This is a genomic window from uncultured Paracoccus sp., from assembly GCF_947496875.1.
Taxonomy (GTDB): domain Bacteria; phylum Pseudomonadota; class Alphaproteobacteria; order Rhodobacterales; family Rhodobacteraceae; genus Paracoccus.
The window spans coordinates 389,912-416,884 of record NZ_CANMEH010000002.1; the positions used below are offsets into that span (position 1 = coordinate 389,912).

26 protein-coding genes are annotated in these 26,973 nt (G+C 68.6%); 6 read left to right on the forward strand and 20 right to left on the reverse strand.

Annotated features, from left to right (window positions below; translation table 11 throughout):
- Nucleotides 1-86 precede the first annotated feature (86 nt).
- From Q0938_RS04155 to Q0938_RS04175, 5 genes are read right to left on the reverse strand one after another with little or no spacing between them, the layout of a single operon-like run.
- Nucleotides 87-509, reverse strand: a complete 423-nt coding sequence (locus tag Q0938_RS04155) for a VOC family protein (protein WP_299359440.1) — start codon at nucleotides 507-509, stop codon at nucleotides 87-89.
- On the reverse strand, nucleotides 506-1,876 hold the full coding sequence (gene glcF / locus Q0938_RS04160; protein WP_299359442.1) for a glycolate oxidase subunit GlcF: 1,371 nt from the start codon (nucleotides 1,874-1,876) through the stop codon (nucleotides 506-508). Before glcF ends, Q0938_RS04155 begins: the two co-directional genes overlap by 4 nt.
- A 1-nt stretch (nucleotide 1,877) precedes the next feature.
- On the reverse strand, nucleotides 1,878-2,987 hold the full coding sequence (locus Q0938_RS04165) for an FAD-binding protein (RefSeq protein ID WP_299359444.1): 1,110 nt from the start codon (nucleotides 2,985-2,987) through the stop codon (nucleotides 1,878-1,880).
- The gene (locus Q0938_RS04170) at nucleotides 2,977-4,431 is read right to left on the reverse strand and encodes an FAD-linked oxidase C-terminal domain-containing protein (protein ID WP_299359447.1); all 1,455 of its coding nucleotides are present in this window, start codon (nucleotides 4,429-4,431) and stop codon (nucleotides 2,977-2,979) included. Before Q0938_RS04170 ends, Q0938_RS04165 begins: the two co-directional genes overlap by 11 nt.
- Nucleotides 4,431-4,670 carry a DUF465 domain-containing protein gene (locus Q0938_RS04175; RefSeq protein WP_299359450.1) on the reverse strand — a complete coding sequence of 80 codons (240 nt, stop codon included), beginning with the start codon at nucleotides 4,668-4,670 and terminating at the stop codon, nucleotides 4,431-4,433. The genes Q0938_RS04170 and Q0938_RS04175 overlap by 1 nt, the downstream gene beginning before the upstream one ends.
- An 86-nt stretch (nucleotides 4,671-4,756) precedes the next feature.
- Here Q0938_RS04175 and Q0938_RS04180 point away from each other — a divergent pair, with 86 nt between their 5' ends.
- Nucleotides 4,757-5,458, forward strand: coding sequence for a DUF599 domain-containing protein (locus Q0938_RS04180; protein WP_299359452.1), 702 nt, complete (start codon nucleotides 4,757-4,759; stop codon nucleotides 5,456-5,458).
- A gap of 16 nt (nucleotides 5,459-5,474) precedes the next feature.
- Here Q0938_RS04180 and Q0938_RS04185 read toward each other — a convergent pair whose 3' ends face one another.
- From Q0938_RS04185 to Q0938_RS04225, 9 genes are all read right to left on the reverse strand, one after another.
- Nucleotides 5,475-6,260, reverse strand: coding sequence for a crotonase/enoyl-CoA hydratase family protein (locus tag Q0938_RS04185; RefSeq protein WP_299359455.1), 786 nt, complete (start codon nucleotides 6,258-6,260; stop codon nucleotides 5,475-5,477).
- A gap of 11 nt (nucleotides 6,261-6,271) precedes the next feature.
- Nucleotides 6,272-7,135 (reverse strand): hydroxymethylglutaryl-CoA lyase, encoded by an 864-nt coding sequence (locus Q0938_RS04190; protein WP_299359457.1) that lies wholly within the window; start codon nucleotides 7,133-7,135, stop codon nucleotides 6,272-6,274.
- Nucleotides 7,128-7,847 (reverse strand): glutathione S-transferase family protein, encoded by a 720-nt coding sequence (locus Q0938_RS04195; RefSeq protein ID WP_299359459.1) that lies wholly within the window; start codon nucleotides 7,845-7,847, stop codon nucleotides 7,128-7,130. The genes Q0938_RS04190 and Q0938_RS04195 overlap by 8 nt, the downstream gene beginning before the upstream one ends.
- Nucleotides 7,844-9,766, reverse strand: coding sequence for an acetyl/propionyl/methylcrotonyl-CoA carboxylase subunit alpha (locus Q0938_RS04200; protein WP_299359462.1), 1,923 nt, complete (start codon nucleotides 9,764-9,766; stop codon nucleotides 7,844-7,846). The genes Q0938_RS04195 and Q0938_RS04200 overlap by 4 nt, the downstream gene beginning before the upstream one ends.
- Before the next feature lie 218 nt (nucleotides 9,767-9,984).
- Nucleotides 9,985-11,589 carry a carboxyl transferase domain-containing protein gene (locus Q0938_RS04205; RefSeq protein WP_299359464.1) on the reverse strand — a complete coding sequence of 535 codons (1,605 nt, stop codon included), beginning with the start codon at nucleotides 11,587-11,589 and terminating at the stop codon, nucleotides 9,985-9,987.
- Nucleotides 11,586-13,148 carry an AMP-binding protein gene (locus tag Q0938_RS04210; RefSeq protein WP_299359467.1) on the reverse strand — a complete coding sequence of 521 codons (1,563 nt, stop codon included), beginning with the start codon at nucleotides 13,146-13,148 and terminating at the stop codon, nucleotides 11,586-11,588. The genes Q0938_RS04205 and Q0938_RS04210 overlap by 4 nt, the downstream gene beginning before the upstream one ends.
- Nucleotides 13,149-13,220: 72 nt before the next feature.
- Entirely contained in the window at nucleotides 13,221-13,625 is a 405-nt protein-coding gene (locus Q0938_RS04215) for a DUF1622 domain-containing protein (protein WP_299359470.1), read from the reverse strand.
- Nucleotides 13,626-13,732: 107 nt separating this feature from the next.
- A complete protein-coding gene (locus tag Q0938_RS04220) occupies nucleotides 13,733-14,893 on the reverse strand; it encodes an isovaleryl-CoA dehydrogenase (RefSeq protein ID WP_299359472.1) in 1,161 nt (386 codons plus the stop codon).
- A gap of 33 nt (nucleotides 14,894-14,926) precedes the next feature.
- Nucleotides 14,927-15,694: an alpha/beta fold hydrolase gene (locus Q0938_RS04225; RefSeq protein ID WP_299359474.1), complete on the reverse strand. Its 768-nt coding sequence runs from the start codon at nucleotides 15,692-15,694 to the stop codon at nucleotides 14,927-14,929.
- 156 nt (nucleotides 15,695-15,850) lie between these two features.
- On the opposite strand from Q0938_RS04225, the gene thrS reads away from it, so the two are divergent.
- The 3 genes from thrS (at nucleotide 15,851) to Q0938_RS04240 (ending at nucleotide 19,894) form a co-directional block, all read left to right on the forward strand.
- A complete protein-coding gene (gene thrS, locus Q0938_RS04230) occupies nucleotides 15,851-17,800 on the forward strand; it encodes a threonine--tRNA ligase (protein WP_299359476.1) in 1,950 nt (649 codons plus the stop codon).
- A gap of 210 nt (nucleotides 17,801-18,010) precedes the next feature.
- Nucleotides 18,011-18,217 carry a cold-shock protein gene (locus tag Q0938_RS04235; protein WP_299359479.1) on the forward strand — a complete coding sequence of 69 codons (207 nt, stop codon included), beginning with the start codon at nucleotides 18,011-18,013 and terminating at the stop codon, nucleotides 18,215-18,217.
- Nucleotides 18,218-18,397: 180 nt separating this feature from the next.
- A complete protein-coding gene (locus Q0938_RS04240; RefSeq protein WP_299359481.1) occupies nucleotides 18,398-19,894 on the forward strand; it encodes a class I adenylate-forming enzyme family protein in 1,497 nt (498 codons plus the stop codon).
- Here the strand turns inward: Q0938_RS04240 and Q0938_RS04245 are convergent.
- Nucleotides 19,878-20,231 (reverse strand): hypothetical protein, encoded by a 354-nt coding sequence (locus Q0938_RS04245; RefSeq protein ID WP_299359484.1) that lies wholly within the window; start codon nucleotides 20,229-20,231, stop codon nucleotides 19,878-19,880. The genes Q0938_RS04240 and Q0938_RS04245 overlap by 17 nt on opposite strands.
- A 198-nt stretch (nucleotides 20,232-20,429) precedes the next feature.
- On the opposite strand from Q0938_RS04245, the gene Q0938_RS04250 reads away from it, so the two are divergent.
- Complete coding sequence (locus Q0938_RS04250; protein WP_299359487.1) at nucleotides 20,430-22,712, forward strand: adenosylcobalamin-dependent ribonucleoside-diphosphate reductase; 2,283 nt, start codon at nucleotides 20,430-20,432, stop codon at nucleotides 22,710-22,712.
- A 33-nt stretch (nucleotides 22,713-22,745) separates the two neighbouring features.
- Here Q0938_RS04250 and Q0938_RS04255 read toward each other — a convergent pair whose 3' ends face one another.
- Nucleotides 22,746-23,150: a c-type cytochrome gene (locus Q0938_RS04255; RefSeq protein WP_299359490.1), complete on the reverse strand. Its 405-nt coding sequence runs from the start codon at nucleotides 23,148-23,150 to the stop codon at nucleotides 22,746-22,748.
- A 165-nt stretch (nucleotides 23,151-23,315) separates the two neighbouring features.
- Between Q0938_RS04255 and Q0938_RS04260 the strand changes: the two genes are divergently transcribed.
- Nucleotides 23,316-23,594: a hypothetical protein gene (locus tag Q0938_RS04260; RefSeq protein ID WP_299359493.1), complete on the forward strand. Its 279-nt coding sequence runs from the start codon at nucleotides 23,316-23,318 to the stop codon at nucleotides 23,592-23,594.
- Between the two features lie 39 nt (nucleotides 23,595-23,633).
- On the opposite strand, the gene Q0938_RS04265 is transcribed toward Q0938_RS04260, so the two are convergent.
- The 4 genes from Q0938_RS04265 to Q0938_RS04280 form a co-directional block, all read right to left on the reverse strand.
- Entirely contained in the window at nucleotides 23,634-24,128 is a 495-nt protein-coding gene (locus Q0938_RS04265) for a phosphatase PAP2 family protein (protein ID WP_299359495.1), read from the reverse strand.
- Complete coding sequence (locus tag Q0938_RS04270) at nucleotides 24,125-24,808, reverse strand: ABC transporter ATP-binding protein (protein ID WP_299359498.1); 684 nt, start codon at nucleotides 24,806-24,808, stop codon at nucleotides 24,125-24,127. The genes Q0938_RS04265 and Q0938_RS04270 overlap by 4 nt, the downstream gene beginning before the upstream one ends.
- Nucleotides 24,801-26,099: a lipoprotein-releasing ABC transporter permease subunit gene (locus Q0938_RS04275; RefSeq protein ID WP_299359500.1), complete on the reverse strand. Its 1,299-nt coding sequence runs from the start codon at nucleotides 26,097-26,099 to the stop codon at nucleotides 24,801-24,803. The genes Q0938_RS04270 and Q0938_RS04275 overlap by 8 nt, the downstream gene beginning before the upstream one ends.
- Nucleotides 26,100-26,214: 115 nt before the next feature.
- The gene (locus Q0938_RS04280; RefSeq protein WP_299359501.1) at nucleotides 26,215-26,946 is read right to left on the reverse strand and encodes a sulfite exporter TauE/SafE family protein; all 732 of its coding nucleotides are present in this window, start codon (nucleotides 26,944-26,946) and stop codon (nucleotides 26,215-26,217) included.
- Between the last annotated feature and the right edge of the window lie 27 nt (nucleotides 26,947-26,973).

Consider the following 26,973-nt stretch of genomic DNA (forward strand, 5'->3'; position numbering starts at 1 on the left):
GACGCCGTGCGGCGCCGTCAAGGCGATCTTCACAGATAGTTGATCGGAATGGCGACGTCGACGCGGCCTGCCGTTCGGCGGTCCGCTCAGTCCCAGATGGCCGGGTCGGCGATCTCGATCGAGTTGCCAGCGGGATCGCGGAAATAGACGGAGCGGCGGCCGTTCGGCCACCGGAAATCCGCCTCGATGGCGACGCCGTTCCGTTCCAGATGCGCGCGCCACGCGTCCAGCGTCTCGGCCCCGGCAGCCAGTGCAACATGCCCGGGACCGCGAGCGCCATGTGGGGGCACCGGCAGTCTTGCGTCCGGCTCCGGCGGGCGTTCCGTCGCGGTCGGGTTGAAGATCAACAGCACCTGGTTCGGCGCGCCGGCGGTGCGCAGGAAGACATGCCGGCCGGGCACCCGGACGATCAGGTCAAGGCCGATGATCCCGGTCCAGAAGGCCTCGGCGGCGTCCAGATCGTCGGCATAGAGCGCCGATTCCAGCGTTCCGATCAGGGGCGGCGTCACGCGACCATTCCCGGCGCCGGGGACAGGGCGGCCGGGCACGGCCCGCCCGTGGCCCAGTCCAGCAGCTCGACCGTGTGGACGATCGGCAGGTCCGTGCCGGACCCGATCTGGATCATGCAGCCGATATTTCCGGCGGCGACCACGTCGGCGCCCAGAACCTCTATCGTCGCCACCTTGCGGTCGCGCAACGCGCCCGACAATTCCGGTTGCAGCAGGTTGTAGGTTCCCGCCGATCCACAGCACAGATGGCTGTCCGCCGGGGTGACCACGCGGAAGCCCGCGCGGCTCAGCAGCGTTTTCGGGGCCGCAACGATCCGCTGGCCGTGCTGCAGGGAACAGGCCGCGTGATAGGCGACACGCAGCCCGCCGTCTCCGTCGGTTTGCTCAGAACCGGGCGGGCTGGTTTTAGCAGCCTCGGGTAATGTGCCGCCCGGACGCGTGATCGGGGGCAGGCCGTGGCTGTCGAGGAACTCGGTGATGTCGCGCGCCAGCGATGCGACCCGTTCGGCGCCTGCCCTGTCGGGATCATGCGCGAACATGTGGCCGTAATCCTTGACCGTGGTGCCGCAGCCCGAGGTGTTGATGATGATCGCGTCCAGCGACTGGTCGGCATCGGCGCTCAGAAATGCCCGGATGGTCCCCCGCGCGGTCTCCAGCGCCGCCGCCTCCTTGCCCATGTGGTGGGTCAGCGCGCCACAGCAGCCAAGACCGCGGGGAATGACGACCTCGCAGCCCGCCCGGCGCAGCAGCCGGATGGTGGCATCGTTGATGTCCGTGTTCAGCGCCCGCTGCGCGCAGCCCGTCAGCAGGGCGACCCGGGCCCGACGCTCGCCCAGTGCCGGAAATGTCTGCGGCTCGTCGTTGCGGGACGGCGGCGGCAGGCGCGGGGGCGCCATCCCGACCATGGCGCGCAACCGTGGATCCGGCAGCAGCCCCGCAAAGGGCCGTGCCATCCGCGCGCCCAGCATCGCCAGCCGGAAACGGCGGGGATAGGGCACCACCCGGGCCAGCAGCGCCCGCAAGGCCCGGTCGCGCCAGGGCCGCCGGTAGGTTTCTTCGACATGCACCCGGGCGTGATCGATCAGATGCATGTAGTCGACCCCCGACGGGCAGGTGGTCATGCAGGCCAGGCAGGACAGGCAGCGGTCCAGATGCAGGGTGGTCTTTTCGTCGGCCGGGCGCCCGGCCTCCAGCATGTCCTTGATCAGGTAGATGCGGCCGCGCGGACTGTCGAGTTCGTCACCCAGCACCTGGTAGGTCGGACAGGTCGCGGTGCAGAATCCGCAATGGACGCAGGTGCGCAGGATCTGGTTGGACTCCGCGATGCCGGGATCCTGGAGCTGCGCCTCGGTGAAGTTCGTCTGCATCTCAGCTCCCTGCGCCGGCGATCCGCTCGACCCCTGCCCCTGCAAGGATCGAGCGAGGATCGAACTGGGCGCGCAACCCGTCGTTCAGTCTCGCGATCGCCGCCGCGGGCAACGGCACCGTCAGGGGCGGTCCGCCATGGACCCGGGTGGCAAACGCACCCTGCGGCAGGTCCGGCACCCAGCCGCGTGGGCTGACCGCCCAGATCAGCGCGCCGCCCCAGTCGACGGCGCTGCGTCCCGGAAGGCCGTGCAGCACCGCCGGCGCCTGTGACGGGCGGCAGACGATCCGCCACACGGCCCGGCCGCCCTCGCCGTTGTTTCCTTGCCCGTCCCCCGCCGCGGCGATCATCTCGCGCCGGACCTGCCGCAGCGCGACGAATGCGGCGTCGCCGTCCGCGACCTCGACGGTTCCGAACACGCCCAACCTGCGGACGAGCGTTTCGGTGCGGATCCTGACGGATCCTTCCAGCCCTTCCAGCCGCAGGACGGTATCGCCGCCCGGCAGGCGTCCCGCGCCGGTCACGTCCCAGGGTCCGGTCAGCGCCGCCGTCATCGCGTCGACCGCCTGATCGGGTGCCAGTCCGGCCAGGATCAGCGTGACCACGCAGGGGGGGATCGGTTGCGTCTTCAGGCTGACCTCGGTCAGCACGCCCAGCGTGCCGCGGCTGCCTGCCATCAGCTTGACCAGATCATAGCCGGTGACGTTCTTCATCACCCGGCCGCCGTTTCGCACCACCTCGCCCTGCCCGTCGACAAAGCGCACCCCGAGAAGGCTGTCGCGCGCCGCGCCGTCCTTGACCCGGCGCGGTCCGCTGGCATTCGCCGCAATGACCCCGCCGATGGTGGAACCCTCCGCCTCGTCGGGCTCGAACGCCAGCCGCTGGTGTTCGGCGGCTAACGTCGCGTTCAGCTCGGCGAGCTGCGTTCCCGCCCGGGCGACGACGGTCAGCGCCGCGGGCTCGTAAAGCGTGATCCCCGTCAGCCCGACGCAGGACAGCCGATCACCCTGCCCCTCACCCGGCAGCAGGCGGGTGGCCCCGCCCACCGGGGTCAGACGGGTGCGGGCGCCGCGGATCAGCGACGCCAGCTCGGACTCGGTTTCAGGCCGCATTGCGGCGCGTTTCGCGGCGGCTGGCAGAGCTGTCCAGCGGGAAGACCTTGGCGGCGTTCAACAGCCAGCGCGGATCGAACACGTCCTTGACCCGCATCTGCGCCTCCAGGTCGGCGGGGGCGAACTGATCGATCATCAGGTCGCGTTTCTCGACCCCCACGCCATGTTCGCCCGTCAGGCAGCCGCCCGCCTCGACGCACAGGCGCAGGATGTCGGCGCCGAGCGCCTCGACCCGCTCAAGGTCGCCCGGCCGGTTCGCGTCGAAGATGATCAACGGATGCATGTTGCCGTCGCCGGCATGGAACACGTTGGCGACCGGCAGTCCGGACTCGGCCGACATCTCGCCGATGCGCTTCAGCACCTGTGGCAGGGCAGATACGGGGATGGTGCCATCCAGACACATGTAGTCGCCCATCTGTCCCATGGCGCCGAACGCCGACTTCCGGCCCAGCCAGATACGGCGCGACTCATCCTCGGACTTGCTCTCGCGGAACTCGACCGGATCGAAACGGGCCGCGATGTCGCGGATCAGGGCCAGCTGCTCGTCGATCTCGGCGTCCGTGCCCTCGACCTCGATGATCAGCAGCGCCTCGCAGTCGGGATAGCCGGGTCGGGCGAATTTCTCGGTCGCGCGGATGCAGGGCCGGTCCATGAACTCGATCGCCACCGGCAGGACACCGGCGCGGATGATGGCGGCGACGCATTCGCCGGCGGTCTCGCTGCTGTCGAACCCGACCAGAACCGGACGGGCGCCCGCAGGCTTTGGCAGGATCCGCAGCGTCGCCTCGGTCACCACGCCCAGCTGCCCCTCGGCGCCACAGACGACGCCCAGCAGATCCAGGCCCGGCGTCTCGCCCATCGGCCCGCCAAGCTCGACCACCGTGCCGTCCATCAGCACCATCGTCACGCCCAGCAGGTTGTTCGTGGTGACGCCGTACTTCAGGCAATGCGCCCCGCCGGAATTCATGCCGATATTGCCGCCGATCGCGCAGGCGAGTTGGCTGGAGGGATCGGGGGCATAGAAGAACCCGGCTTCGGACACCGCCTCAGACACGGACAGGTTGGTGCGGCCGGCCTGCACCCGGATCACCCGGTCGCCGTAATCGACATCCAGCACCTGGTTCATGCGCGCGAGGCCCAGCACGACTGCATCGGCAGTGGGCATCGACCCGCCAGCCAGACTGGTGCCCGCGCCCCGCGGGACCACCGGCACGCCTTCGTCGTGGCACAGCTTCAGAACCGCCGCCACTTCGCCCGTGGTCGTGGGCAGCACCACTGCCAGTGGCGGGCAGCGATAGGCCGACAGCGCGTCGCATTCATAGGCCCGCGCCTCGACAGGGTCGTCGATGACCTTGCCGGCGCCACCCGCCAGCACGGCCCGCAGCCGGGCGACGATCGCGCCCCGCCGGGCGATCACCGACTGGTCGGGCGCGGGCATCTGCATCAGCGTGCCTCACCGATCAGTCGGGCAATCTCGTCCTTCAGATTAGCCCGGCGCTTGCGCAGTTCGGCCTCGGCCTCTTCGGACATCGGAGTCTGGCGGGATTCGGCGCCCGCAACCTCGTCGTTGACGGCGTCGTAGTCGTCCAGCAGGCGGGCGAACCGGGTGTTTTCGACCTTCAGCTTGTGGATCACGGCTGCATCGGTGGGGAATTCTTCGTGGATGGCATGAGGTGCGGCCATGTCCGACTCCTGTTCAAGGGGATGATCACAGGATACAGGGCGGGAACGGCACTGGCAACGGCCAGCGCCACAGCCGGGCTGGATGCATGAACCTGTTGGACCGACTGCCCCTGACGCTTGGCCCCGCCGACCTGCTGGCGCTGACGGTGCTGTTTCTTGCGTGGTTCGGGGTCGGCCATGTCATCGAACATCCGCCCCGGCTCCGGCCGTCCGTCTCGGTGCTGATGAAGCGCCATCGGCGCGACTGGATGAAGGCGTTCCTGACCCGCGACAACCGCATCTATGACGGCAACACGCTGATGGGCCTGCGCGAGGGCACCTCGTTCTTTGCCTCGGCCTGCATGATTGCGCTGGGGGGTGGGCTGGCGCTGCTGGGCAACACGGCGCCGCTGATCGGCATCGCCCGCGAGCTGGAGGCAGGCGACGTTCCGGCCCTGCTGCTGCAACTCAAGATCCTGCTGATCCTGATCTTCGTGGCCAACGCCTTTCTCAAGTTCGTGTGGGCGCACCGGCTGTTCGGCTATTGTGCGATCATGATGGCCGCGGTTCCGAACGATCCCGACCACCCGCAGGCGCCCAACCGCGCGATGGCCGCGGCGGAACTGAACATCCACGCCGCGCGCAACTACAATATCGGGCTGCGCGCCGTCTATTTCGCGCTGGGGGCGATGGGATGGCTGCTGGGCCCGCTGGGGCTGGTGACCGGCGTCGCGATCGTCACCACCACATCCCTGCGCCGCGAATTCGCATCGGGATCACGCCGCGCCATCCTGCGCGAGCTGAGCTGAGCCTGCCGCCACCCGCTCAGCGCTGCCAGCGCGGGGATTGCTTGTCGAAGAACGCGCCGATGCCGTGCGGCCCCTCGTCGTCTTCCCAGACCTCGACCAGCCGCTCGATGGTCATCTCGATCACCTCGGGGTCGATACGCGGCCCCAGCGCGCGGGTCAGCGCCTTGGCCGCGGCCACCGCCTTTGGCGCGGTCTGCAGATAGGGCACCACCTCGTCCTCGACGGCCGCGTCCAGATCTTCGGCATCGACGACATGGGACAGCAGGTTCAGGTCGCGCGCCTCGGCCGCGTCGAAGATGCGGCCCGACATGAACACCCGCCGCGCCCGGTCCTCGCCCATGCGGGCCACCACATACGGACCGATGGTGGCCGGGATCAGCCCCAGTCGCGTCTCGGTCAGGCCGAACTTCACCCCATGCACGCCGATCGCCACGTCGCAGACCGCCATCATCCCCAGCCCGCCACCAAAGGCGTTGCCGTGCACCCGTCCGATCAGAGGCTTGGGCAGGGTGTTGAGCGCGTTCAGCATCAGCGCCAGCTGCCGCGCCCCGGCACGCCGGGTCTCCGCGTCGGCGGTCATCTGCGCCTGCATCCAGGCGAGGTCGCCACCGGCACAGAAGCTCTTGCCTTCGGCCGCCAGGATCACCGCGCGGATCGCGGGATCGCCCCCCAGCTCGGCGGCGGCGCGGGTCAGGTCGTCCAGCATCTGCGCCGACAGCGCGTTGTGCTTGTCGGCGCGGGCCAGCCACAGCGTGCTGATGCCGCGCGCGTCGGTCTCGATGCGGATCGTCTGATAGCTCATGCCGGTTCCGCTCATCCCTGTCCTCTCATCCCCTGCGCCATGACGGCCGCGCGATGCAGCACGTCCATGTCCAGTCCGGTCGGCCTGCCGCGCGCGGCCAGATGCGCCGCGACCTTTTCCGTGGCCACGTTGCCCGCCGCCCCGGGTGCGTAGGGGCAGCCGCCCAGCCCCCCCACTGCCGCATCGAAGATGTGCAGTCCGCGGTCCAGACTGGCGTCGATGTTGTCCAGCGCGCGCCCGGCAGTGTCGTGATAATGCCCGGCCAATCGCTCGGCCGGGATCTCGTCAAGGGTCGCGGCCAGCATGGCGTCGATCGCCTCGGGGGTGGCCCGCCCGATGGTGTCGCCCAGGCTGATTTCCGCGCAGCCGAGGGCAAACAGCCGCGCCGCCACCCTTGCGGCCTGGGCCGGCGGAATCCGCCCGTCGAACGGGCAGTCGGTCACGACGCTGACATAGCCGCGAACCGGAATGCCGTCGGCGGCGGCGGCCTGCAGGATCGGCACGAACCGGTCGATGCTGTCGTCGATCGAACAGTTCAGGTTGGCGCGCGAAAACCCCTCGGATGCCGAGGCGAAGACCGCGACCTCGTCGGCCCGGGCCGCCCGCGCCGCCTCGTAGCCGCGCAGGTTCGGGGTCAGCGCGGTATAGCGCACCCCCGGCACACGGCGGATCCCGGCCAGAACGTCCCCCGAATCCGCCATCTGCGGCACCCATTTCGGGCTGACGAAGCTGGCCACCTCGATGCGGCGGAACCCGGCGGCGGACAGGAGGTCGACCAGCGCGATCTTGTCTGCCGTCGGAATCAGGCGGCTTTCGTTCTGCAGCCCGTCGCGGGGCCCCATCTCAACGATCTCGACGAACGAGCGATCAGGCATGGGGAAGCTCGTAGAAGTCGCGCTGGTAAAGCAGAGGTTGCCCCTCCTGCGGCAGCGCCGCCCGGAAGGCCGGACGCGCGGTGCAGCGATCGACATAGGCCTGCAGCGCGGGGGGCAGCCGCACGAAGCGGCCGGCAGTCCAGACAGACCAGCCGACGGCGCAGTCGACGCCCGAAAACCCCTGGGCCATCAACCAGTCCTGATCGGCAACGGTGCCTTCGACCAACCGCAGGGTGCGGGCCAGCCGCGCGGTTTCCAGCTTCATCACCGTCAGTGACCGGTCCGCGGGATCGCGCAGCATCAGATGGCTCTGCGTCAGGTTCGCGATGTGCTGGCCGATGGTCTCCGCAAAGTGCAGCCAGTCGAGCCACGCGAGCCGCCCGTCGCTGCCCGGTTCGCGCCACAGATGCGGACCGCGGGTCTCGCACAGATATTCGATCATCGCCCCGGATTCGTGGATCACGCTGCCGTCGATCTGCAGCGCAGGGGCGCGTCCCACGGGGTGCACCGCTTCGTACTCGGCCCCGCGCATGTCCTTGGAGCGCAGGTCCATGACCCGCAGCGCAAAGGGCAGGTCCAGCTCGTTCAGCAGCCAGAGGATCCGCATCGACCGCGACATCGGCACATGCCACAGCACGATGTCGCCGGCCGCGCCCCGGACCGGGCCGCCCTCGGCCGGCGGGGGCGCTGCGATCGGGGTGGGATCGGTCATGCGTCATCCTCCAGCCGGATCAGGGGGGCGCCCGCCTCGACCTGGGCGCCCGCTTCGGCCAGCACCTCGGCCACGGTCCCGTCGCGCGCGGCGGTCAACGTGTGCTCCATCTTCATCGCCTCCAGGATCGCGAGCCGATCGCCGGCCTGGACCTGCTGGCCGGCGACGACGAACACCGCCTTGACCAGCCCCGGCATCGGCGACAGCGTCACCCCGCCCCCCGCCGCTTCGGCCTGGCGGTCCAGCGGGTCCTGCGGGACCAGGGTCAGGCTGCGCCCCCCGAAGACGCTGACTCCGGCCGGATGGCTGACGATCCGCGACCGCCGCGGCGCGCCGTTCACCCACCAGCGGCCACCCTCATGCGCGACATCGTGGGTGGTGTCGTCGAGCGTGACGCGGGCGCGGCCCGGACCCAGAACCTCGACGACGCCCTCGCCGCCTTCCCAGGTGACGGTGCGGCGCAGGGGCGACCACAGCGTGGCTCCGCCGCGCACGTCGGGATCATGCAGGCCCGCTACGCCCAGCGTGGCCAGCGCGCGGGTCTCGGGCGACGGCTCGGCCTGATCCAGCAGGCTGTCCAGATCGCGGGCGATCAGCCCGGTGTCGACCTCCCCCCGGCGGAACCCCTCATGCCGGGTCAGGGCGATCAGGAAGTCCAGGTTGGTCACGGTCCCCGCCACCTCAGTGTCGACCAGCGCCTGCTCCAGTGCCCGCAACGCGATGGCGCGGGTCGGCGCGTGGGTAATGATCTTGGCGATCATCGGATCGTACCAGGGGCTGATGCTGTCACCCTGCCGCACGCCGGTCTCGTTCCGCGCATTCCCGGCAAAGCGCAGATGCGCCAGCCGCCCGGTGGCCGGCAGGAAACCTGCGGGCACATCCTCGGCATACAACCGCGCCTCGAATGCGTGGCCGGTGATCCGCAGGTCCTGCTGGCGGGCGGGCAGCGGTTCGCCGCTCGCCACGCGCAGCTGCCATTCGACCAGATCGATGCCGGTGATCGCCTCGGTGACCGGGTGTTCGACCTGCAGGCGGGTGTTCATTTCCATGAACCAGAACCGGTCCGGGCGCAGCCCTTCGGACCCGTCCACGATGAACTCGATGGTGCCGGCCCCGGCATAGCCGATCGCCTCGGCGGCGCGGACCGCGGCGGCGCCCATCGCGTCGCGCATCTCCGGCGTCATGCCGGGGGCCGGGGCCTCCTCGATCACCTTCTGGTGGCGGCGCTGCAGCGAACAGTCGCGTTCGAACAGGTGCACGGCCCGCTGTCCGTCGCCGAACACCTGCACCTCGATGTGGCGCGGGGCGGTCACGTATTTCTCGATCAGCACGGCGGGGTTGCCGAAGGCGGTCTGCGCCTCGCCGATGGCGCTGGCGAGCGCGTCGGGGAACTCCGCAGCCCGTTCGACCCGGCGCATGCCCTTGCCGCCGCCGCCCGCAACGGCCTTGATCAGCACCGGATAGCCGATCTGCGCGGCCTCGGCGGCCAGAGCCGCGGCATCCTGGTTGTCGCCGTGATAACCGGGCACGACGGGAACGCCGGCCTCTTGCATCAGCGCCTTGGCCGCGTCCTTCAGCCCCATGGCGCGGATCGCCCGGGCCGACGGGCCGATGAACACAAGCCCCGCGGCCTCCACCGCGTCCACGAAGTCGGGGTTTTCCGACAGGAAGCCATAGCCGGGGTGGATCGCCTCGGCCCCGGCATCGAGGGCCGCCTGAATGATCACGTCGCCGCGCAGGTAGCTGTCCCTTGGGGCGGGGCCGCCGATATGCACGGCCTCGTCGGCCATCGCGACATGGCGGGCACCCCGGTCCGCGTCGGAATAGACGGCGACCGAGGTCACGCCCATCCGCCGGCAGCTGTCGATGATGCGGCAGGCGATCTCGCCCCGATTGGCAATCAGGATCTTGCTGAACATCGGTCAGTCCTCGGATGGCGCGCAGGTGTCGGGGCGGCTGGGCCCCGTACCTGATGCGGAACGTGGGGATGGTGACGACAGCGCGCGCGGCAGGGCGGGACCGGATGAGCCCGGCGAAGCGCCCCGCGGCATGGTGTTCTTGCAGGAGGCGTCCGCGCCGCTGCGTGCAGCGGCATCGGCCGGGACAGTCAGCGGGTGGGGTTCGGCCATCCCGCCGCTCACATGCGGAACACGCCGAAGCGTGTCGGCTCGATCGGGGCGTTCAGGCTGGCGCGCAGCGACAGCGCCAGCACGTCGCGGGTCTTGCGGGGATCTATCACCCCATCGTCCCAGAGCCGTGCCGAGGCGTAGAGCGGGTGCGACTGGCGGTCGAACATCTCGATGGTGGGGCGCTTGAACTCGGCCTCGTCCTCCGCGCTCCAACTCCCGCCCTTGCGCTCGATCCCCTCGCGCCGGACCGTCGCCAGCACGCCCGCCGCCTGCTCGCCGCCCATGACGCTGATCCGGCTGTTGGGCCAGGTCCACAGGAAGCGCGGGGAATAGGCCCGACCGGCCATGCCGTAGTTGCCGGCACCGAAACTGCCGCCGACCAGCATGGTGATCTTGGGGACTGCGGTGGTCGCCACCGCGGTCACCATCTTGGCACCGTGGCGGGCGATGCCCTCGTTCTCGTACTTCCGTCCGACCATGAAGCCGGTGATGTTCTGCAGGAAGACGAGCGGGATGCTCCGTTGCGAGCAAAGCTCGATGAAATGCGCGCCCTTGACCGCGGCCTCGCTGAACAGCACGCCGTTGTTGGCGACGATGCCGACCGGACATCCCTCGATGTGGGCAAACCCGGTGACCAGCGTCTCGCCGAAGCGCGGCTTGAACTCGTCGAAGCGGCTGCCGTCCACGACCCGCGCGATCACCTCGCGAATGTCATAGGGCGTGCGCAGGTCGGCGGGAACGACGCCGAGGATCTCGTCGGGGTCATAGAGCGGGGCTTCGGGTGACTGCCAGACCACCGTCTGCGGCAGGCGGCGGTTCAGGTGGCTGACCGCCCGGCGGGCCAGCGCCAGCGCATGGGTGTCATCCTCGGCCAGGTAATCCGCCACGCCGGACAGGCGGGTGTGCACGTCGCCGCCGCCGAGATCCTCGGCGCTGACCACCTCGCCGGTGGCCGCCTTGACCAGGGGGGGGCCCGCCAGGAAGATGGTGCCCTGGTCGCGCACGATGATGGTCACGTCCGACATGGCCGGCACATAGGCGCCGCCGGCGGTGCAGCTTCCCATCACCACGGCGATCTGCGGGATGCCCTTGGCGCTCATCTGCGCCTGGTTGTAGAAGATCCGGCCGAAATGGTCGCGGTCGGGGAACACCTCGTCCTGGTTCGGCAAGTTCGCCCCGCCCGAGTCGACGAGGTAGATGCAGGGCAGGTGGCAGGTCTCGGCGATCTCCTGCGCGCGCAGGTGCTTTTTCACCGTGATCGGGTAATAGGTGCCGCCCTTCACGGTGGCATCGTTGGCGACGACCATCACGTCCTGGCCATGGACCCGCCCCACCCCGGCGATCACGCCGGCGCCGGGCGCGGCATTGTCGTACATGTCATGGGCCGCAGTCGCGCCGATTTCGAGAAAGGGCGAGCCGGGGTCAAGCAGGTTTGCCACCCGTTCCCGCGGCGGCATCTTGCCGCGCCCGACATGGCGGGCCAGCGCGTCCGCCCCGCCGCCCGCGGTCGCTGCGTCCGCGGCCTGCCGGATCGTGTCCAGCATTGCCAGATGCGCCGCGCGGTTGCTGCGGAACGCGTCCGAGGCGGGGATGGCAGAGGATTTCAGCTTCATGTCTCACCCTTGATCTCGGCAACCGCGATCTTGCGCAGCTCGCGGCGCATGACCTTGCCGGTCACCGTCATCGGCAACGTATCCAGAAAGGCGATCTCGCGCGGATAGGAATGCGCGGCGCACAGCCTGCGGGCGTGGTCCTGCAACGCGGTTGCCAGTTCGTCTGACGGCGCGAAGCCGTCGCGCAGCACCACGTACGCCTTGACCCGTTCGGTCCGCACCGGGTCCGGCTTGCCGACGACGCCGACCTGCGCGACCGCCGGATGCTTCAGCAGCACGTCCTCGATCTCGCTGGGGCCGATCCGGTAGCCGGCGGATGTGATCACGTCATCATCGCGGCCGACGAAACGGATGTAGCCATCCTCGATCACACCCCGGTCGCCAGTCACCAGCCAGTCGCCGCGAAACTTCGCCGCCGTGGCCTCGGGCCGGTTCCAGTAGCCCAGGAACATCGACGCCGCCCCCCTGCGGATGGCGATGTCGCCTTCTGCATCCGTCGGATGGCCGTCGGCGTCGATCACCGCCACGTCGAAGCCGGGGACCGCCTTGCCGATGCTGCCGGGGCGCGGCGGGAACATCGACGCCGCGGAGGAGGCGACCATGTTGCACTCGGTCTGCCCGTAGAATTCGTTGATCGTCAGCCCGAACGCGTCCTGCCCCCAGGCCAGGATCTCGGCGCCCAACGTCTCACCCCCTGATGCGACGCTGCGCAGGCCGGGAATGGTCGTGCCTGCGGCCTTGAGCAGCTTCAGCGCGGTCGGCGGCAGGAAGACGTTGCGCACCCCGCAGTCGCGGATCAGGTCGGCGGCACCCTCTGCCGTGAATTTCGGCATCCGCGCGGCCACGACGGGGATGCCCAGCGCCAGGGCCGGCATCGACACGTCGAACAGCCCGCCGATCCACGCCCAGTCGGCCGGCGTCCACAGCACGTCCTCGCCCGGCCGCAGCAGGTCGTGCGACATCTCGACCCCGGGCAGGTGCCCGGTCAGCACGCGATGCGCGTGCAGCGCGCCGTTCGGGCTGCCGGTCGTTCCGGAGGTGTAGATGATGACCGCGGGATCCTCGGCCGTCGTCGCGGCCGTCGGGAACGATCCCGCGTCCCGCAGCCCGTCCTCCTCGGGCACGATCACGCGCAGGTCGAAAGGGGCCAGCAGGGCGCGACCTTCCGGGTCGGTGATGACCGTAGTGATGCCGGCATCGCCGAGGCGCAAGCGCAGCGCCTCCTCTCCGAACAGCTTGAACAGGGGAACCGAAATCGCACCGGATTTCCAGATCGCAACATGGGCCGCGGCAGTCCACGCCGACTGGGTCCGCAGCACGCCCACGCGCTCGCCCCGCTTCGCCGCCAGGGCATGGGCCAGCCGATCGGCACGTGCGCCAAGTTCGCCATAGGTGACGGGGTGGAGCGATCCGTTATGTTCGATGATCGCCGTCCGGTCCGGCGAATGCGCCACCCAGTCGCCGCAGACCTGATCAGCCATGTTCAGCCGCGCCGGCAGGGACCAGGCGAAATCGCGCCGCAGCCGGTCGTAGTCATGATGCTGCAGCAATGGCTGCATCAGATCGCGCCCGCGCGGCCTGCGGCCGATCCAGTTTCCTGCGTCTGCACGGCTTCCCCTCCCCCGTCTCGTTCAGCTGGCCAGTTCGCGTCGCACCGCCTCGAGTTCTCGCTCGAGGAAGAATGATATCACGGAGCGGATCAGCACCAGCAGTCCCAGATAAACCAGATCCGCCATCGCCAGGCTGACCGCGGTGTGGATGATGTCGGACACGATCAGGATTTCCAGCCCCGCCAGGATATAACGCCCCAGCTCGACCCGTTCGGAATTGATCCCCTTCACCCGTTCGTCGGGGCGGCGATTGAACTCGGCCCGCAGAACCCCCAGGATGAAGCGGAACGCGCCGACCAGCAGCACCGCGATGGCGAACAGATCTATGGCCGTCGCGGTCCACTCGATCAGTTCGACCAGGGGCTGCAGCGTGCCATGCAGCACCCCCTTGTCGCGGACGTAGTCGAAGAAGGACGTGGCCTCCATCACGCCTCACCCGATCCTGCGCGGCCCGGTCGCGGCGGCTCGGCGCGCGGACAGATCAGCCGCAGCGCAGCCGACCGACCCGGCCGGAATGCAGGCGAAACGACCGGTCACTCCGCCGCCATCAGCTCGCGCCCGATCAGCATCCGCCGGATCTCGCTGGTGCCGGCGCCGATCTCCATCAGCTTGGCGTCACGGAACAGCCGGCTGACCGCGGAGTCGTTCAGGAAGCCGGCGCCGCCCAACGCCTGCACGGCCTGATGCGCCTGCACCATCGCCTGTTCGCTGGCATACAGCACCGCCCCGGCGGCGTCCTGTCGCGTGACCTTGCCCGTGTCGCAGGCCTTGGCGACCTCGTAGACATAGGCCTTGGCCGTGTTCATCGCGACATACATGTCGGCGATCTTCGCCTGCATGAGCTGGAAGTTCCCGATCGGCTGGCCGAACTGCCTGCGCTCGCGCGCATAGGGCAGCACCTCGTCGAGACAGGCGGCCATGATCCCGGTGCCGATCCCGGACAGCACCAGCCGTTCATAGTCCAGCCCCGACATCAGCACCCGCACGCCCTTGCCTTCCAGGCCCAGGACGTTCTCGAACGGGAGCTCGGCGTTGTCGAAGATCAGCTCGCCCGTATTCGATCCGCGCATCCCCAGCTTGTCGAAATGCGGACCTTGGGTGAACCCCGTCGTGCCCTTTTCGACGATGAAGGCGGTGATGCCCCTGGACCCCGCCTCGGGATCGGTCTTGGCATAGACCACCAGCACATCGGCATCGGGTCCGTTGGTGATCCAGTACTTGCTACCGTTCAGCACATAGTAGCCGTTGCGCTTTTCGGCGCGCAGCTTCATGCCCACCACGTCCGAGCCTGCCCCCTCCTCGGACATCGCCAGCGCGCCGACATGCTCGCCCGAACAGAGACGCGGCAGGTACTTCCGCTTCTGCTCTTCGCTGCCGTTCAGCTTGAGCTGGTTCACGCACAGATTGGAATGCGCCCCGTAGCTGAGACTGATCGACGGGCTGACCCGGGCGATTTCCTCGACCGCAATCGTGTGGGCCAGATAGCCCATGCCGGTGCCGCCGAATTCCTCGGGGACGGTGATGCCCAGCAGGCCCAGATCGCCCATCTCTCGCCACAGGGCGGCGGGGAATTCGTTCGAACGATCCACCTCGGCCGCGATGGGCTTAATCCGGTCCTGCGCCCAGCGATGCACCATGTCGCGCAGGGCGTTCACATCCTCGCCCAGATCGAACTCCATCCCTCGCGTGAACATCTGCCCCTCCGCAGTTATTGAACGGCCGTTCATTTAACTATGCGGCAGCGTCCGGTGACCGTCAAGCGCCAGAATGTCGGCGATGCTGGCGCGGATCAATTCCAGCTGCGCCGGTGCGGAAAACCGGTGATCCGCATCCTTGACCAGCGTCAGGCGGATGTCGGGTCCGCTTGCGTGATCGAGCAGCCGCAGCGCCTCGTCGACAGGCACGTCGGTGTCGGCGGTGCCCTGCAACAGGCGCACCGGCATCGGCAGGTCCAGCGGGACCCCGAACACGCGGTGCTGCGCCCCCTGGTCGAACAGCCGGCGCGAAAAGACGTAGTCGCCTTCCTCGTAGACGGTCGGACGGGTGACAAAGCCCTGACCGGACAGGTCGGCATGGTCCGCGTCGCTGAACTCGGCCTGCATCCGGGTGGTAAAGTCCGGGGCCGCGGCGATCGTCACCAGCCCGGCGACGCGGTCGGGGCGGGCACGGGCCAGCAGCAGCGCCAGCCAGCCGCCCAGCGACGACCCGACCAGCACCTGCCTTCCCGGCGCCAGCGCGTCGATGATCTCGGTCGCGTCCTCCAGCCAGTCGCCGATCCCGAAGGATTCGAGGCGGCCCTCGGATCCGCCATGGCCGGACAGGTCAAAGCGCAGCATCCCCCGGCGCTGGTCGCGGCACCAGCTTTCCAGCGCCAGCACCTTGGTCCCCTGCCGGTCGGACCGGAACCCGTGCAGGAAGACGATTCCGGGTGCGCCGCCGGGCACCAGATCGAAGGCCAGCCGGCGCCCCTGCGCGGTCAGATAGGTTTCCGTCATCGCAGACTCCTTTCCGTTTCCACGAGTTTTCCCCGCTGCGGCGCGGCTTTGAAAGCCCCGTCGTGCGATTGACAGCCCGGCGCAAAGACTTCATCAGCGGCGCGACATACCCGCAACCGGGCGTTCCGTGGGCGCCAGACCGACGAGGAGCCGCTGATGGCCAGCCAGATCACCCTGTCCTTTCCCGATGGCAACAGCCGCGACTACCCGGCCGGCACGACCGCGGCCGAGGTCGCGGAAAGCATCGCGCCAAGCCTGGCGAAACGTGCGATCTCGGCGACCCTGGACGGGCAGCATATTGATCTTTCATGGCCGCTGGCCGACGGCGGGGCGATCTCGATCAACACGCTGAAGGACGATGGCCCCGCGCTGGAACTGATCCGGCACGACCTTGCGCATGTAATGGCGCGGGCCGTGCAGCGCCTGTGGCCGGACACCAAGGTGACCATCGGCCCGGTGCGCGACTACGGCTGGTTCTACGATTTCGATCGGGCCGAGCCCTTTACCCCCGAGGATCTGGGCGCCATCGAGACCGAGATGAAGCGCATCATCGCCGCCCGCGACCCGGTCCGCACCGAGGTGTGGGACCGCCAGCGCGCCGTCGAGCACTACAAGGCCGCGAACGAGCCGTTCAAGCTGGAGCTGATCGACCGCATCCCCGCGGGCGAGGATGTCCGCATGTACTGGCACGGGGACTGGCAGGACCTGTGCCGTGGGCCGCATCTTCAGAACACCGGCCAGTTGCCTGCCGACGCGTTCAAGCTGACCCATGTCAGCGCCGCCTACTGGCTCGGCGACAACACCCGGCCGATGCTGCAGCGCATCTATGGCGTCGCGTTCCGCAACCGCGAGGACCTGAAGGCGCATCTGACCATGCTGGAGGAGGCCGCCCGGCGCGACCACCGCAAGCTGGGCCGCGAGATGAACCTGTTCCACATGCAGGAAGAGGCGCCGGGCCAGATCTTCTGGCACCCGAACGGCTGGACGATCTACACCGCGCTGCAGGACTACATGCGGCGCCGGCAGCGCGCGGGCGGGTATGTCGAGGTCAACACCCCGCAGGTCGTCAGCCGCAAGCTGTGGGAGGAAAGCGGCCACTGGGAGAAGTACCAGGAGCACATGTTCATCGTCGAGGTGGACGAGGAACACGCCCGGGAAAAGTCGGTCAACGCCCTGAAGCCGATGAACTGTCCCGGCCACGTCCAGATCTTCAATGTCGGGCTGAAATCCTATCGCGACCTGCCTTTGCGGATGGCCGAGTTCGGGTCGTGCAACCGGTACGAGCCTTCGGGCGCGCTGCACGGGATCATGCGGGTCCGCGGCTTTACCCAGGACGACGCCCACATCTTCTGCACCGAAGCGCAGATCGAAAGCGAAACGAAGCGCTTCATCGACTTCCTGTCGGCCATCTACCGGGACCTTGGCTTCGACAGCTTCAAGGTCAAGTTCTCGACCCGGCCCGAGGTCCGGGCCGGCAGCGACGAGGTCTGGGACAAGGCGGAATCGGCGCTGCTGTCGGCCACGCGCGCGGCAGGGATCGAACCCGAGGAGAGCCCCGGCGAAGGCGCGTTCTACGGGCCCAAGCTGGAATTCGTGCTGACCGACGCGATTGGCCGCGACTGGCAGTGCGGCACCCACCAGGTCGACTTCGTGCTGCCGGAACGGCTGGATGCGGAATATGTCGGCGAGGACGGGCAGAAGCATCGGCCCGTCATGCTGCACCGCGCGACGCTGGGGTCCTTCGAGCGCTTTATCGGAATCCTGATCGAGAACCATGCAGGCAAGCTGCCGTTCTGGCTGGCCCCGCGCCAGGTCGTCGTGGCGTCGATCGTGTCCGACGCGGATGACTACGTGCGCGAGGTGGTGGCGGCGCTGACTGCGGCCGGCATCCGCGCCGAGGCCGACATCCGCAACGAGAAGATCAACTACAAGGTGCGGGAGCACTCGATGGCCAAGGTGCCGGTGATCATGGCCATCGGCATGAAGGAGGTCGAGACGCGCAGCGCCTCGATCCGCCGCCTGGATCAGCAGGGATCGCGTGTCGTGGCACTGGACGAAGCGGTCGCGGCGCTTGGCGCCGAGGCGACGCCACCCGATCTGCGCTGACCGTGCGGTTTCCTGTTTCGATGCCTTGACAACTATGACGTGTGCGAGACCGTGCAAAGGAATCGGCTTGCTTTTCCTTCGGAATCGGGCATGATTTTCCGTGTGAGCATGACTTTCTACCGCCTCCCTTCACGGGGCAGCCGGACTTCGAAAGGGCTGCACGGCCCGGAGTGCAATAGAGCACGCCGGGAGTACTGAAGGAGAGAGGTCATGGCGACCGGTACTGTCAAATGGTTCAATTCCACCAAGGGCTACGGCTTCATCGCGCCTGACGATGGTGGAAAGGATGTCTTCGTTCATATTTCTGCTGTCGAGCGCGCCGGACTGACCGGCCTGAACGACAACCAGAAGGTCGAGTACGAGCTGCAGTCTGGCCGCGACGGCCGCGCCTCGGCGTCAGACCTGCGCCTGCTCTGATCGCAGGACTGCATCGCCCCGGGCGGATGCAACGATCAAGTTAACCGACGGCCTGCAGCAATGCGGGCCGTCTTGTTTTTGCGCTGACCCTTGTTTGCCGGATGATTCGATCCCCGGCTTGCCTTGTCGGCGCGGCGACCGCATGAAGAGATCGCTCGTGAACCGAACGGGGCCCTGATCATGCGCAGCGATTTCAATCTGGCGGAACATGTTCTCGAGGCCGGGCGGGCCACGCCGGACAAGCTGGCCCTGGCCGTCGTCGGCCACGCCGCTGCGGAACGGTGGTCATACGACCGGCTGATCAAGGCCGTGCGGGGGACCGCGACCGGTCTGATCCGTCGCGGCATGGGGCCGGGTGATCGGGTGCTGCTGCGGATCGGGAACGAGCCGGCCTTTCCGATCGCCTATCTCGGCTGCATCGCCGCCGGCATCGTGCCGGTGCCCACATCGGCCATGCTGACCGAGGCCGAGGTCACGAAGATCGCCCGCGACATCGCGCCGGACCTGATCATCGCGGGGACGGGCATTGCCTTGCCGGGCAGCCAGGCAGCGGTGCTGCCCGCCTCGGCCATTGCCGAATTCGCGGCGCTTCCGCCCGCCGACTGGGATCGCGGAGACGCGGACCGGCTGGCCTATATCGTCTATACCTCGGGCACCTCGGGTCAGGCCCGCGCGGTGATGCACGCGCATCGGGCGATCCTTGCGCGGCAGATGATGTTCGACGGCTGGTACGGCCTGCGTTCGTCCGACCGGCTGATGCATGCCGGGGCCTTCAACTGGACCTTCACCCTGGGGACCGGGCTGATGGACCCGTGGGCGGCGGGGGCCACTGCGCTGATCCCGGCGGACGGCACCGCCATCGAGCAGATCCCCCTGCTCGCGCGGCGGCACGGCGCGACGATCCTGGCCGGTGCCCCCGGGATATTCCGTCGCATGCTGCGCGCCGAGTGGGCGCCGATCGAGACGCTGCGCCACGGCCTGGCGGCGGGGGAGCGGCTGGACCCGGCCCTGCGCGCGGCGTGGTGCGAGCGGACCGGCAGCGACCTGCACGAGGCGATGGGCATGTCCGAATGCTCGACCTTTCTCAGCGGCAGCCCCGACCGGCCGGCGCCACCCGGCAGCGCCGGCTATCCCCAGCCCGGCCGGCGAGTCGCCATCCTCTCCGATGACGGGTCGCCGGCGCCAGTCGGGCAACCAGGCACGCTGGCGGTCCACCGCTCCGACCCGGGGCTGTTTCTGGGCTATCTCGGTCAGCTCGAGGAAACCGCGGAACGGTTCCGCGGCGACTGGTTCCTGACCGGCGACATGGCCGTGCAGGCGGAGGATGGCGCCATCTCGACGCTCGGCCGGGCCGACGACATGATGAACGCGGGCGGCTTTCGCGTGGCCCCGGGCGAGGTCGAGGATGTCCTGTCGGCGGTGCCCGACGCGGGCGATGTCGCGGCCACCGAACTGCCGGTCGCGTCCGGCGCCACCATCATCGCCGCGTTCTGGACCGGTGCCGCGCCGGCCGCCACCATGCGCGCCGCGTCAGAGGCGGGGCTGGCCCGCTACAAGCAACCGCGCGAGTTCATCCACGTCCCTGCCCTGCCGCGCACCCCGACGGGCAAGATCAACCGGCGGGCGCTGCGCACGGCGCATGCGCCCGACCGCGCCAATGTCAGTCGGGAAAGCTGATCTCGTCCATCGCGTATTCGCTGATCGCCAGCAGCGGCTGGTCGCCTTCCTCGCTGAACGCAAACACGTGCAGCGCATCATTGTGCACCGTGAAGCGGCAGAAGCGATGCTCGCCCTCCAGCGCCTCGGGACATGTGGGCAGATCGCCATGGCTGATGGCCGTCTCGAACATCTCGTAGGTCAGCGGGGTGCCCGAGGCATCCGGATCGGCGGATGCATCTATCGACGGAGTCGCGGCGCTGTCCGCGTGCGGTGCGGTTGAGTTGTTTTCGTGGCTCGCCGCATGGGCTGCGCCGGCCAGACCGATCATGAAAACGGCAAGTGCTGCGCGGGTCATGCCTGCATCCTCCCAGTCTGATCTGTCGATTTCTGATTCTTCTCCTGCAACGGGATTTCGACAAGATGTCCTTTACGCACGCGTGGTGTCGCCACCCGCAGCCTTGATTCCGCGATACCGATCGCGCAAGAGAGGTGCCCGGCCGCTCGCCCCATCGTCGCGCGGCCGGTCCCCAGGACCGATGCTCAGGATGCCGCCATGACCCGTTTCGCCGCCCCCATCGCCGAGCAGATCTGGGACATGAAATACCGCCTCAAGAGCGCCGAGGGGCAGCCGGTCGACCAGTCGGTCGAGGACAGCTGGCGTCGCGTCGCCCGCGACCTTGCCCGGGTCGAGGCGGACCCCGCCGCGTGGGAGGAGCGGTTCTACGCGGCGCTGGAGGATTTCCGTTTCCTGCCCGCCGGCCGCATCCTGGCGGGCGCCGGCACCGGACGCAGCGTGACCCTGTTCAACTGCTTTGTCATGGGCACCATTCCCGACAGCATGGGCGGGATCTTCGACATGCTCAAGGAAGCGGCGCTGACCATGCAGCAGGGTGGCGGGATCGGCTATGACTTCAGCACCATCCGGCCCCGTGGGGCCGAGGTGCGGGGCGTGGCGGCCGACGCCTCGGGCCCCCTGTCGTTCATGGATGTCTGGGACGCGATGTGCCGCACGATCATGTCCGCGGGGTCGCGGCGCGGCGCGATGATGGCCACGATGCGCTGTGACCACCCCGACATCGAGGCGTTCATCGAGGCCAAGCAGGACAGCGCCCGGCTGCGCATGTTCAACCTGTCGGTGCTGATCACCGACGCCTTCATGGAGGCGGTGCGCGCCGACGCCGCCTGGGACCTGCAGTTCGGCGGGCGGGTCTATCACACCGTGCAGGCGCGCGATCTGTGGAACCGGATCATGCGGGCGACGTATGACTATGCCGAGCCGGGGGTGATCTTCATCGACCGGATCAACCAAGCCAACAACCTGCACTATGCAGAGACGATCGCCGCGACCAACCCCTGTGGCGAGCAGCCGCTGCCGCCCTACGGGGCGTGCCTGCTCGGGTCGGTCAATCTGGCCCGACTGGTGGTCGATCCGTTCACGGACGCCGCCCGGCTGGACGAATCCGCGCTGGATGAGCTGGTCGCCACCGCCGTGCGGATGATGGACAATGTCGTGGACGCCTCGCGCTTTCCGCTGGAAGCGCAGGCGCGCGAGGCGGCGACCAAGCGCCGGATCGGGCTGGGGGTGACAGGGCTCGCCGACGCGCTGCTGATGGTCGGGCTGCGCTATGGTGCCCCTGACGCGGTGGAAACCACTCGCGCTTGGATGAAGCGGGTGGCCCGCGCGGCATACCTCGCCTCGGCCGATCTGGCGCGGGAAAAGGGCGCATTCGCCCTGTTCGATGCCGACGAGTATCTGCGGTCCGGGTTCATGCAGCGGATGGATGACGACGTGCGCGCCGCGATCCGCCAGCACGGCATCCGCAATGCCCTGCTGACCTCGATCGCGCCGACCGGAACCATCAGCCTCTACGCCGGGAATGTCAGTTCCGGAATCGAGCCGGTGTTCGCCTATGCCTATACCCGCAAGGTCCTGCAGAAGGACGGGTCAAGGACCGAGGAAGAAGTCGTGGACTATGCCGTGCAGATGTGGCGCGACCTGCATGGCGACGCCCCCTTGCCCGCGCATTTCGTGGACGCCCAGACGCTGGCCCCGACCGATCACGTCGCCATGCAGGCCGCGGCGCAGGAATGGGTGGATTCCTCGATCTCCAAGACGATCAACTGTCCCGAGGACATCGACTTCGAGGCCTTCAAGGACGTCTACCTTCAGGCCTGGGACCTGGGCTGCAAGGGCTGCACCACCTATCGTCCGAACGAGGTCACCGGCAGCGTGCTGTCGGTCAGCGAAACCACCGACGCCGCACCGCAGGCCGACCGGGGCGCCGACGTGGTCTATCTGACCGAACCGCTGGACCGCCCCGCCGCTCTGGAGGGCGCGACCTACAAGCTGAAGTTCCCGGGCAGCGAACACGCGATTTACATCACCATCAACGACATCGTGCAGAGCGGCCACCGCCGGCCGTTCGAGGTCTTCATCAATTCGAAGAACATGGAGCATTATGCCTGGACGGTGGCGCTGACGCGGATGATCTCGGCCGTGTTCCGGCGCGGCGGCGACGTCAGCTTCGTGGTCGAGGAGCTGAAGGCCGTCTTCGACCCGCGCGGCGGCGCCTGGATGGAGGGGCGCTATGTGCCCTCGATCCTCGCCGCGATCGGCGGCGTCATCGAGCGCCACATGATCGCCACCGGCGCGTTGGCGGGGGAAGGGCTGGGGCTGAAGTCGGACCCGACCGCCGGGCCGGACCAGCCGGCAGCCGCGCAAGCGGCGACCGGCCGCCCGCGCGGGCCGGCCTGCCCCGCCTGCGGCAGTTCGTCCGTGCGGCGCGTGGAAAACTGCCTCACCTGCGCCGATTGTGGCCATTCCAAGTGCGCGTGACGGGATAGCGCGGGAGTCTCCCTGCCAGGCCGGTCACTCCTGCAGAGTTTCGACGTGTTTCTGCAGGGCCACCAGCCGCCAGGGTGTCGGGGTCTCGATCCCGTCGCCGGCATCGAACATCACCGTCCGGCCCTGCAGCATTTCCCCGAATTGCGGCATCGGGCTGTCCGACTTGCCCATGGTGTAGCCGTCGATGCGGTTCATCACCTGCAGCCGCGGATAGACACCGCCATTCGCGCGGCTGAGTTGCGTCAGATCGGTCGGCCGCGGGGTCAGCCCGGCAGCAAGCGGGCCGTCACCCTTGCCGCCGGGGCCGTGGCATGATGCGCAGAACTGCGCGTAATCACCTGTCCCCGTCGTGATCTGTGCGTCGGGTGTGCAGGCGACGATCAGCGCGGCAGAGCCGAGCGCGACCGCGGACGAGATGGCGAATTTCATGGCTGTCCCTCTGATTTCTTTGCGGGAAGCTTGCCGGACCGGCGCGGTGCCCGCAATCCCTCGTCCAAGAAGCGGCCGCGGGTTGCATGGTCCGCGACGTGGGCCTGCCGGGAACGCTGCTAAGAGCTGCACGTTGGCGTCTCGACGCAACGAAAGGGATCAGCCATGTCCTCCAGCGAAACGACAACCGATCATTTCACCATCCGCCGCTGGTGCGAGGAGCGCGGCGGCACGCCGACGGTCGTCAAGGACACCCAAGGCGAAGACGGCGATGGTATTCTGCGGATAGATTTTGCCGAGCCCGACGAGAGCCTGACGGAAATCTCGTGGGAGGATTTCTTCCAGACCTTCGAGGACCGTGGCCTGGCGTTCCTGTACCAGAACGAGACGAAGGACGGCGAGCAGAGCCGGTTCTTCAAGTTCGTGAAGCGCGAAGGGACCTAGGCCGCCCGCGAGCCCGCTTGGGGCCGGCCGGGCAGGCGGTCAGAACCAGGCATCCCAGCTCAGGCCGAAGCTGCTGGCACCCAGCGCCACCCCGATGGCCGAGCCCGCCGCCGCCTGCGCCGGCGTGTGTTCATCCGCATCCACCCGGCTGGCCGCGGCCAGCAGCGCCGCCCCGAGCAGCCCGATCCGTGCGGCGTCGCTGTCGCGGACGCAGTGCCGCGCCAGATCGGCGGCGCCAAAGCCGGCCGCCGCCGCGTGGCCGCTGGGAAACCCGCCGCCGCCGCCGCCGGGACGCTGTCCCAGCGGACCGACGACGCTGTGTTTCAATGCAAGCACCAGGGCCACTTGCAGGCCGCCCCGAAGGGCGAAATCGGGCAAGCGGTCCCGATCCACCGCGCAGGCTGCGGCGGCGAGCGGCAGGCCATACTTCATGGCCGTGCCGAACTGCTCGAACGGATCGGCCGCTGCCGGGGTCGTGACCATCAGGCCCGCCGCTAGGGCAACTCGCATGGCATTGCGCGTGCCACCGGTCATCGCGGCTGGTCCACGCCCTGGGCGGTCAGCCGCACGACCCGGTCCATGCGTGCGGCCAGATCCATGTTGTGCGTCGCGATCAGCGCCGACAGGCCGGTGTCGCGCACCAGGTCCATCAGGACCGCGAAGACGTGGTCCGATGTCGCCGGATCCAGGTTGCCGGTCGGCTCGTCGGCCAGCAGCAGCGCGGGCCGGTTCGCCAGGGCGCGGCAGAATGCCACCCGCTGCTGTTCGCCGCCGGACAGCGCAGCGGGCCGGTGACTGGCGCGGGCGGCGAGGCCGACCTGGCCAAGCAGCAGCTGCGCGCGGTCGCGGGCCTGACGGTCGGGGACGCCGTTCGCGAGCTGCGGCAGGATCACGTTTTCCAGCGCACTGAATTCCGGCAGCAGGTGGTGAAACTGATAGACGAAGCCCAGCTGTTCGCGCCGCGCCGCGGTCCGCGCCGGGTCGCCTAGGCCGGTCATGTCCCGACCCACCAGAATGACCCGTCCCGCATCCGGCGTGTCCAGCAGGCCGGCGATGTGCAGCAGCGTCGACTTGCCCGCACCGGAGGGGGCGACCAGTGCCACCACCTCACCGCGTGCCACGCCCAGGTCCAGCCCGCGCAGCACCGACACGGCCGCGGGTGTGCCCTTGTTGTAGGTCTTGGAGATTTCGTCCATCCGCAGCACCTCACTCATAGCGCAGCGCCTCGACCGGGTTCATCCTTGCCGCACGACGGGCCGGGAAGATCGTCACCAGAAAACTCAGCAGCAACGACAGTCCGACCGCGCGCGCGATGTCCCAGGCCCGCAGCTGCGCCGGCAGCTCGTAGATCCCGCGCACCGCCGGGTCCCAGGCGCCGCCGCCGGACATCCAGTTCACCGCCGACATGATCGGGTCGATGTTCAGCGCCAGCATGACGCCGAGCAGAACCCCGGCAATCGTGCCGATCACGCCGGTAAAGGCGCCGCACAGGAAGAACACCCGCAGCACCGCGCCCTCGGTCAGGCCCATGGTGCGCAGGATGCCGATGTCGCGGCCCTTGTTCTTGACCAGCATGATCAGCCCGGAGGTGATGTTCATCGACGCGATCAGCACCAGCACGGACAGGATCACGAACATGACGTCATCCTCGATGTCGAGCGCGTTCAGGAACGACCCCGACGCGTCGCGCCAGGTCCACACCATGCTGCCCGGCAGCGCGTGCATCAGGTCGGGGGTCAGCTGGTCGACGGCCTCGGGGTCCGCGACGTAGACTTGGATCTCGTCGGCGGCGCCTTCGCGGTTGAAATAGTCCTGCGCGGCGGGCAGCGGCATGTAGATGCGGGTCCGGTCGATGTCATAGCGGCCCGCGGTGAAGACATACACGACCTCGTACGCCACGATCCGCGGCGTCGTGCCGAACGGCGTCTGCGCGCCCTGGGGTGCGATCAGCTGGACCTTGTCGCCGGGCCCTACGCCCAGTTCGCGGGCGATCCCCGACCCGATCGCGATGCCCCGGTCGAACGCACCGATATCGCCGATCCCGGTAGCCGGTTCCGCAACGCGGGGGATGGCGCGCAGATCGTCGGCAGTCAGGCCGTAGACCTCGGCCACGTTCGAGCGGTCGTGCGCGGTCGCCATCACCTGACCCTTGACCACCGGGTCCGCCCGGACGACGCCCGGCAGCGCCGCGATCCGGCCGGCCACGTCGTCGTAATTCTCGATCCGCCCCGCGATCACATAGACCTCGTCGGTCAGGTCGTTCACGATCTGCTGCGGGGGCATGTAGACCGTGGTATGGGCATTGGCGCCCAGGATCGTGTCGACGAATTCCGCCCGGAAGCCGGACCGGACCGCGAGCGTCGCGATCAGGGCCATGACGCCCAGCGCGATTCCGATCAGGCTGATCCAGGTCATCGTGCTGACCCCGCCCTCGGCCTTGCGGGCGCGCAGATATCGCCAGGCGATCATGAACTCATAGCGCGAAAACGGACGCGGGGTCGCCATGCGGGGCCTTTCCTGAAGCGGGCGCACCCTGCCCCGCAGCCGCGGTTGAGACAAGCCGACAAAGTGGTGAGGTCGGGCCGTCGCCGCCCGGCAAGCTGACCGGTCGGGTCCCGGCCTAGCTTCCCAGGATCAACCGTGCCGCGATAACGGCGAGCAGGACCAGGATGACGTTCTGGAACGTCCGGGCATCCATGTGCCGTGCCATCCAGTTGCCGATCGGCATGCCCAGGAACAGGGGCACGTTGGCGACGACGCTGATCAGAAACCGCTCGCGGTCCATCAGGCCGACCGCCATCAGCGCCGGCACCTGCACCAGCGCCATGGACATGAACAGCACCGACACGGTGCCGATGAATTCCAGGCGCGACAGCCCCAGCGCGTTCAGGAATGTCAGCGACACCGGGGCGGAAATCCCGACCGCGCCCTGCAGGATCCCTGCGATCAGGCTGACCGGCAGGACCAGCGCATCCGCGATCCCCCGTCCCAGGCGCCAGTGCGGGCTGGTCAGCCGAAAGACGACATAGATCAGGGCCAGACCGCCCACCGTCAGCGACAGCACCCGGGACGGCAGCGCCGCCAGCAGGAAGGTGCCGGCGAGCGCGCCCAGCATGGCGCCCGCGACCATCAGCAGGATGAAGCGCCGGTGCATGATGTGCCGTCGGAATCGCCAGGCCTGCCAGGCGTTCGACAGCAATCCCGGCAACGCGAAGACCGCCACGGCAAAGGGCACGCCGTGATAGATGGACATGATCGGCACGGCCACGATCGGCGTGCCGGCGCCGATCGCCCCCTTCAGGATCCCACCGGCGAGAAAGGCGGCGATCGCCACGCCGAACCCGTCAACCATGCGCGCGTCGTCCGATCAACCGTCGCG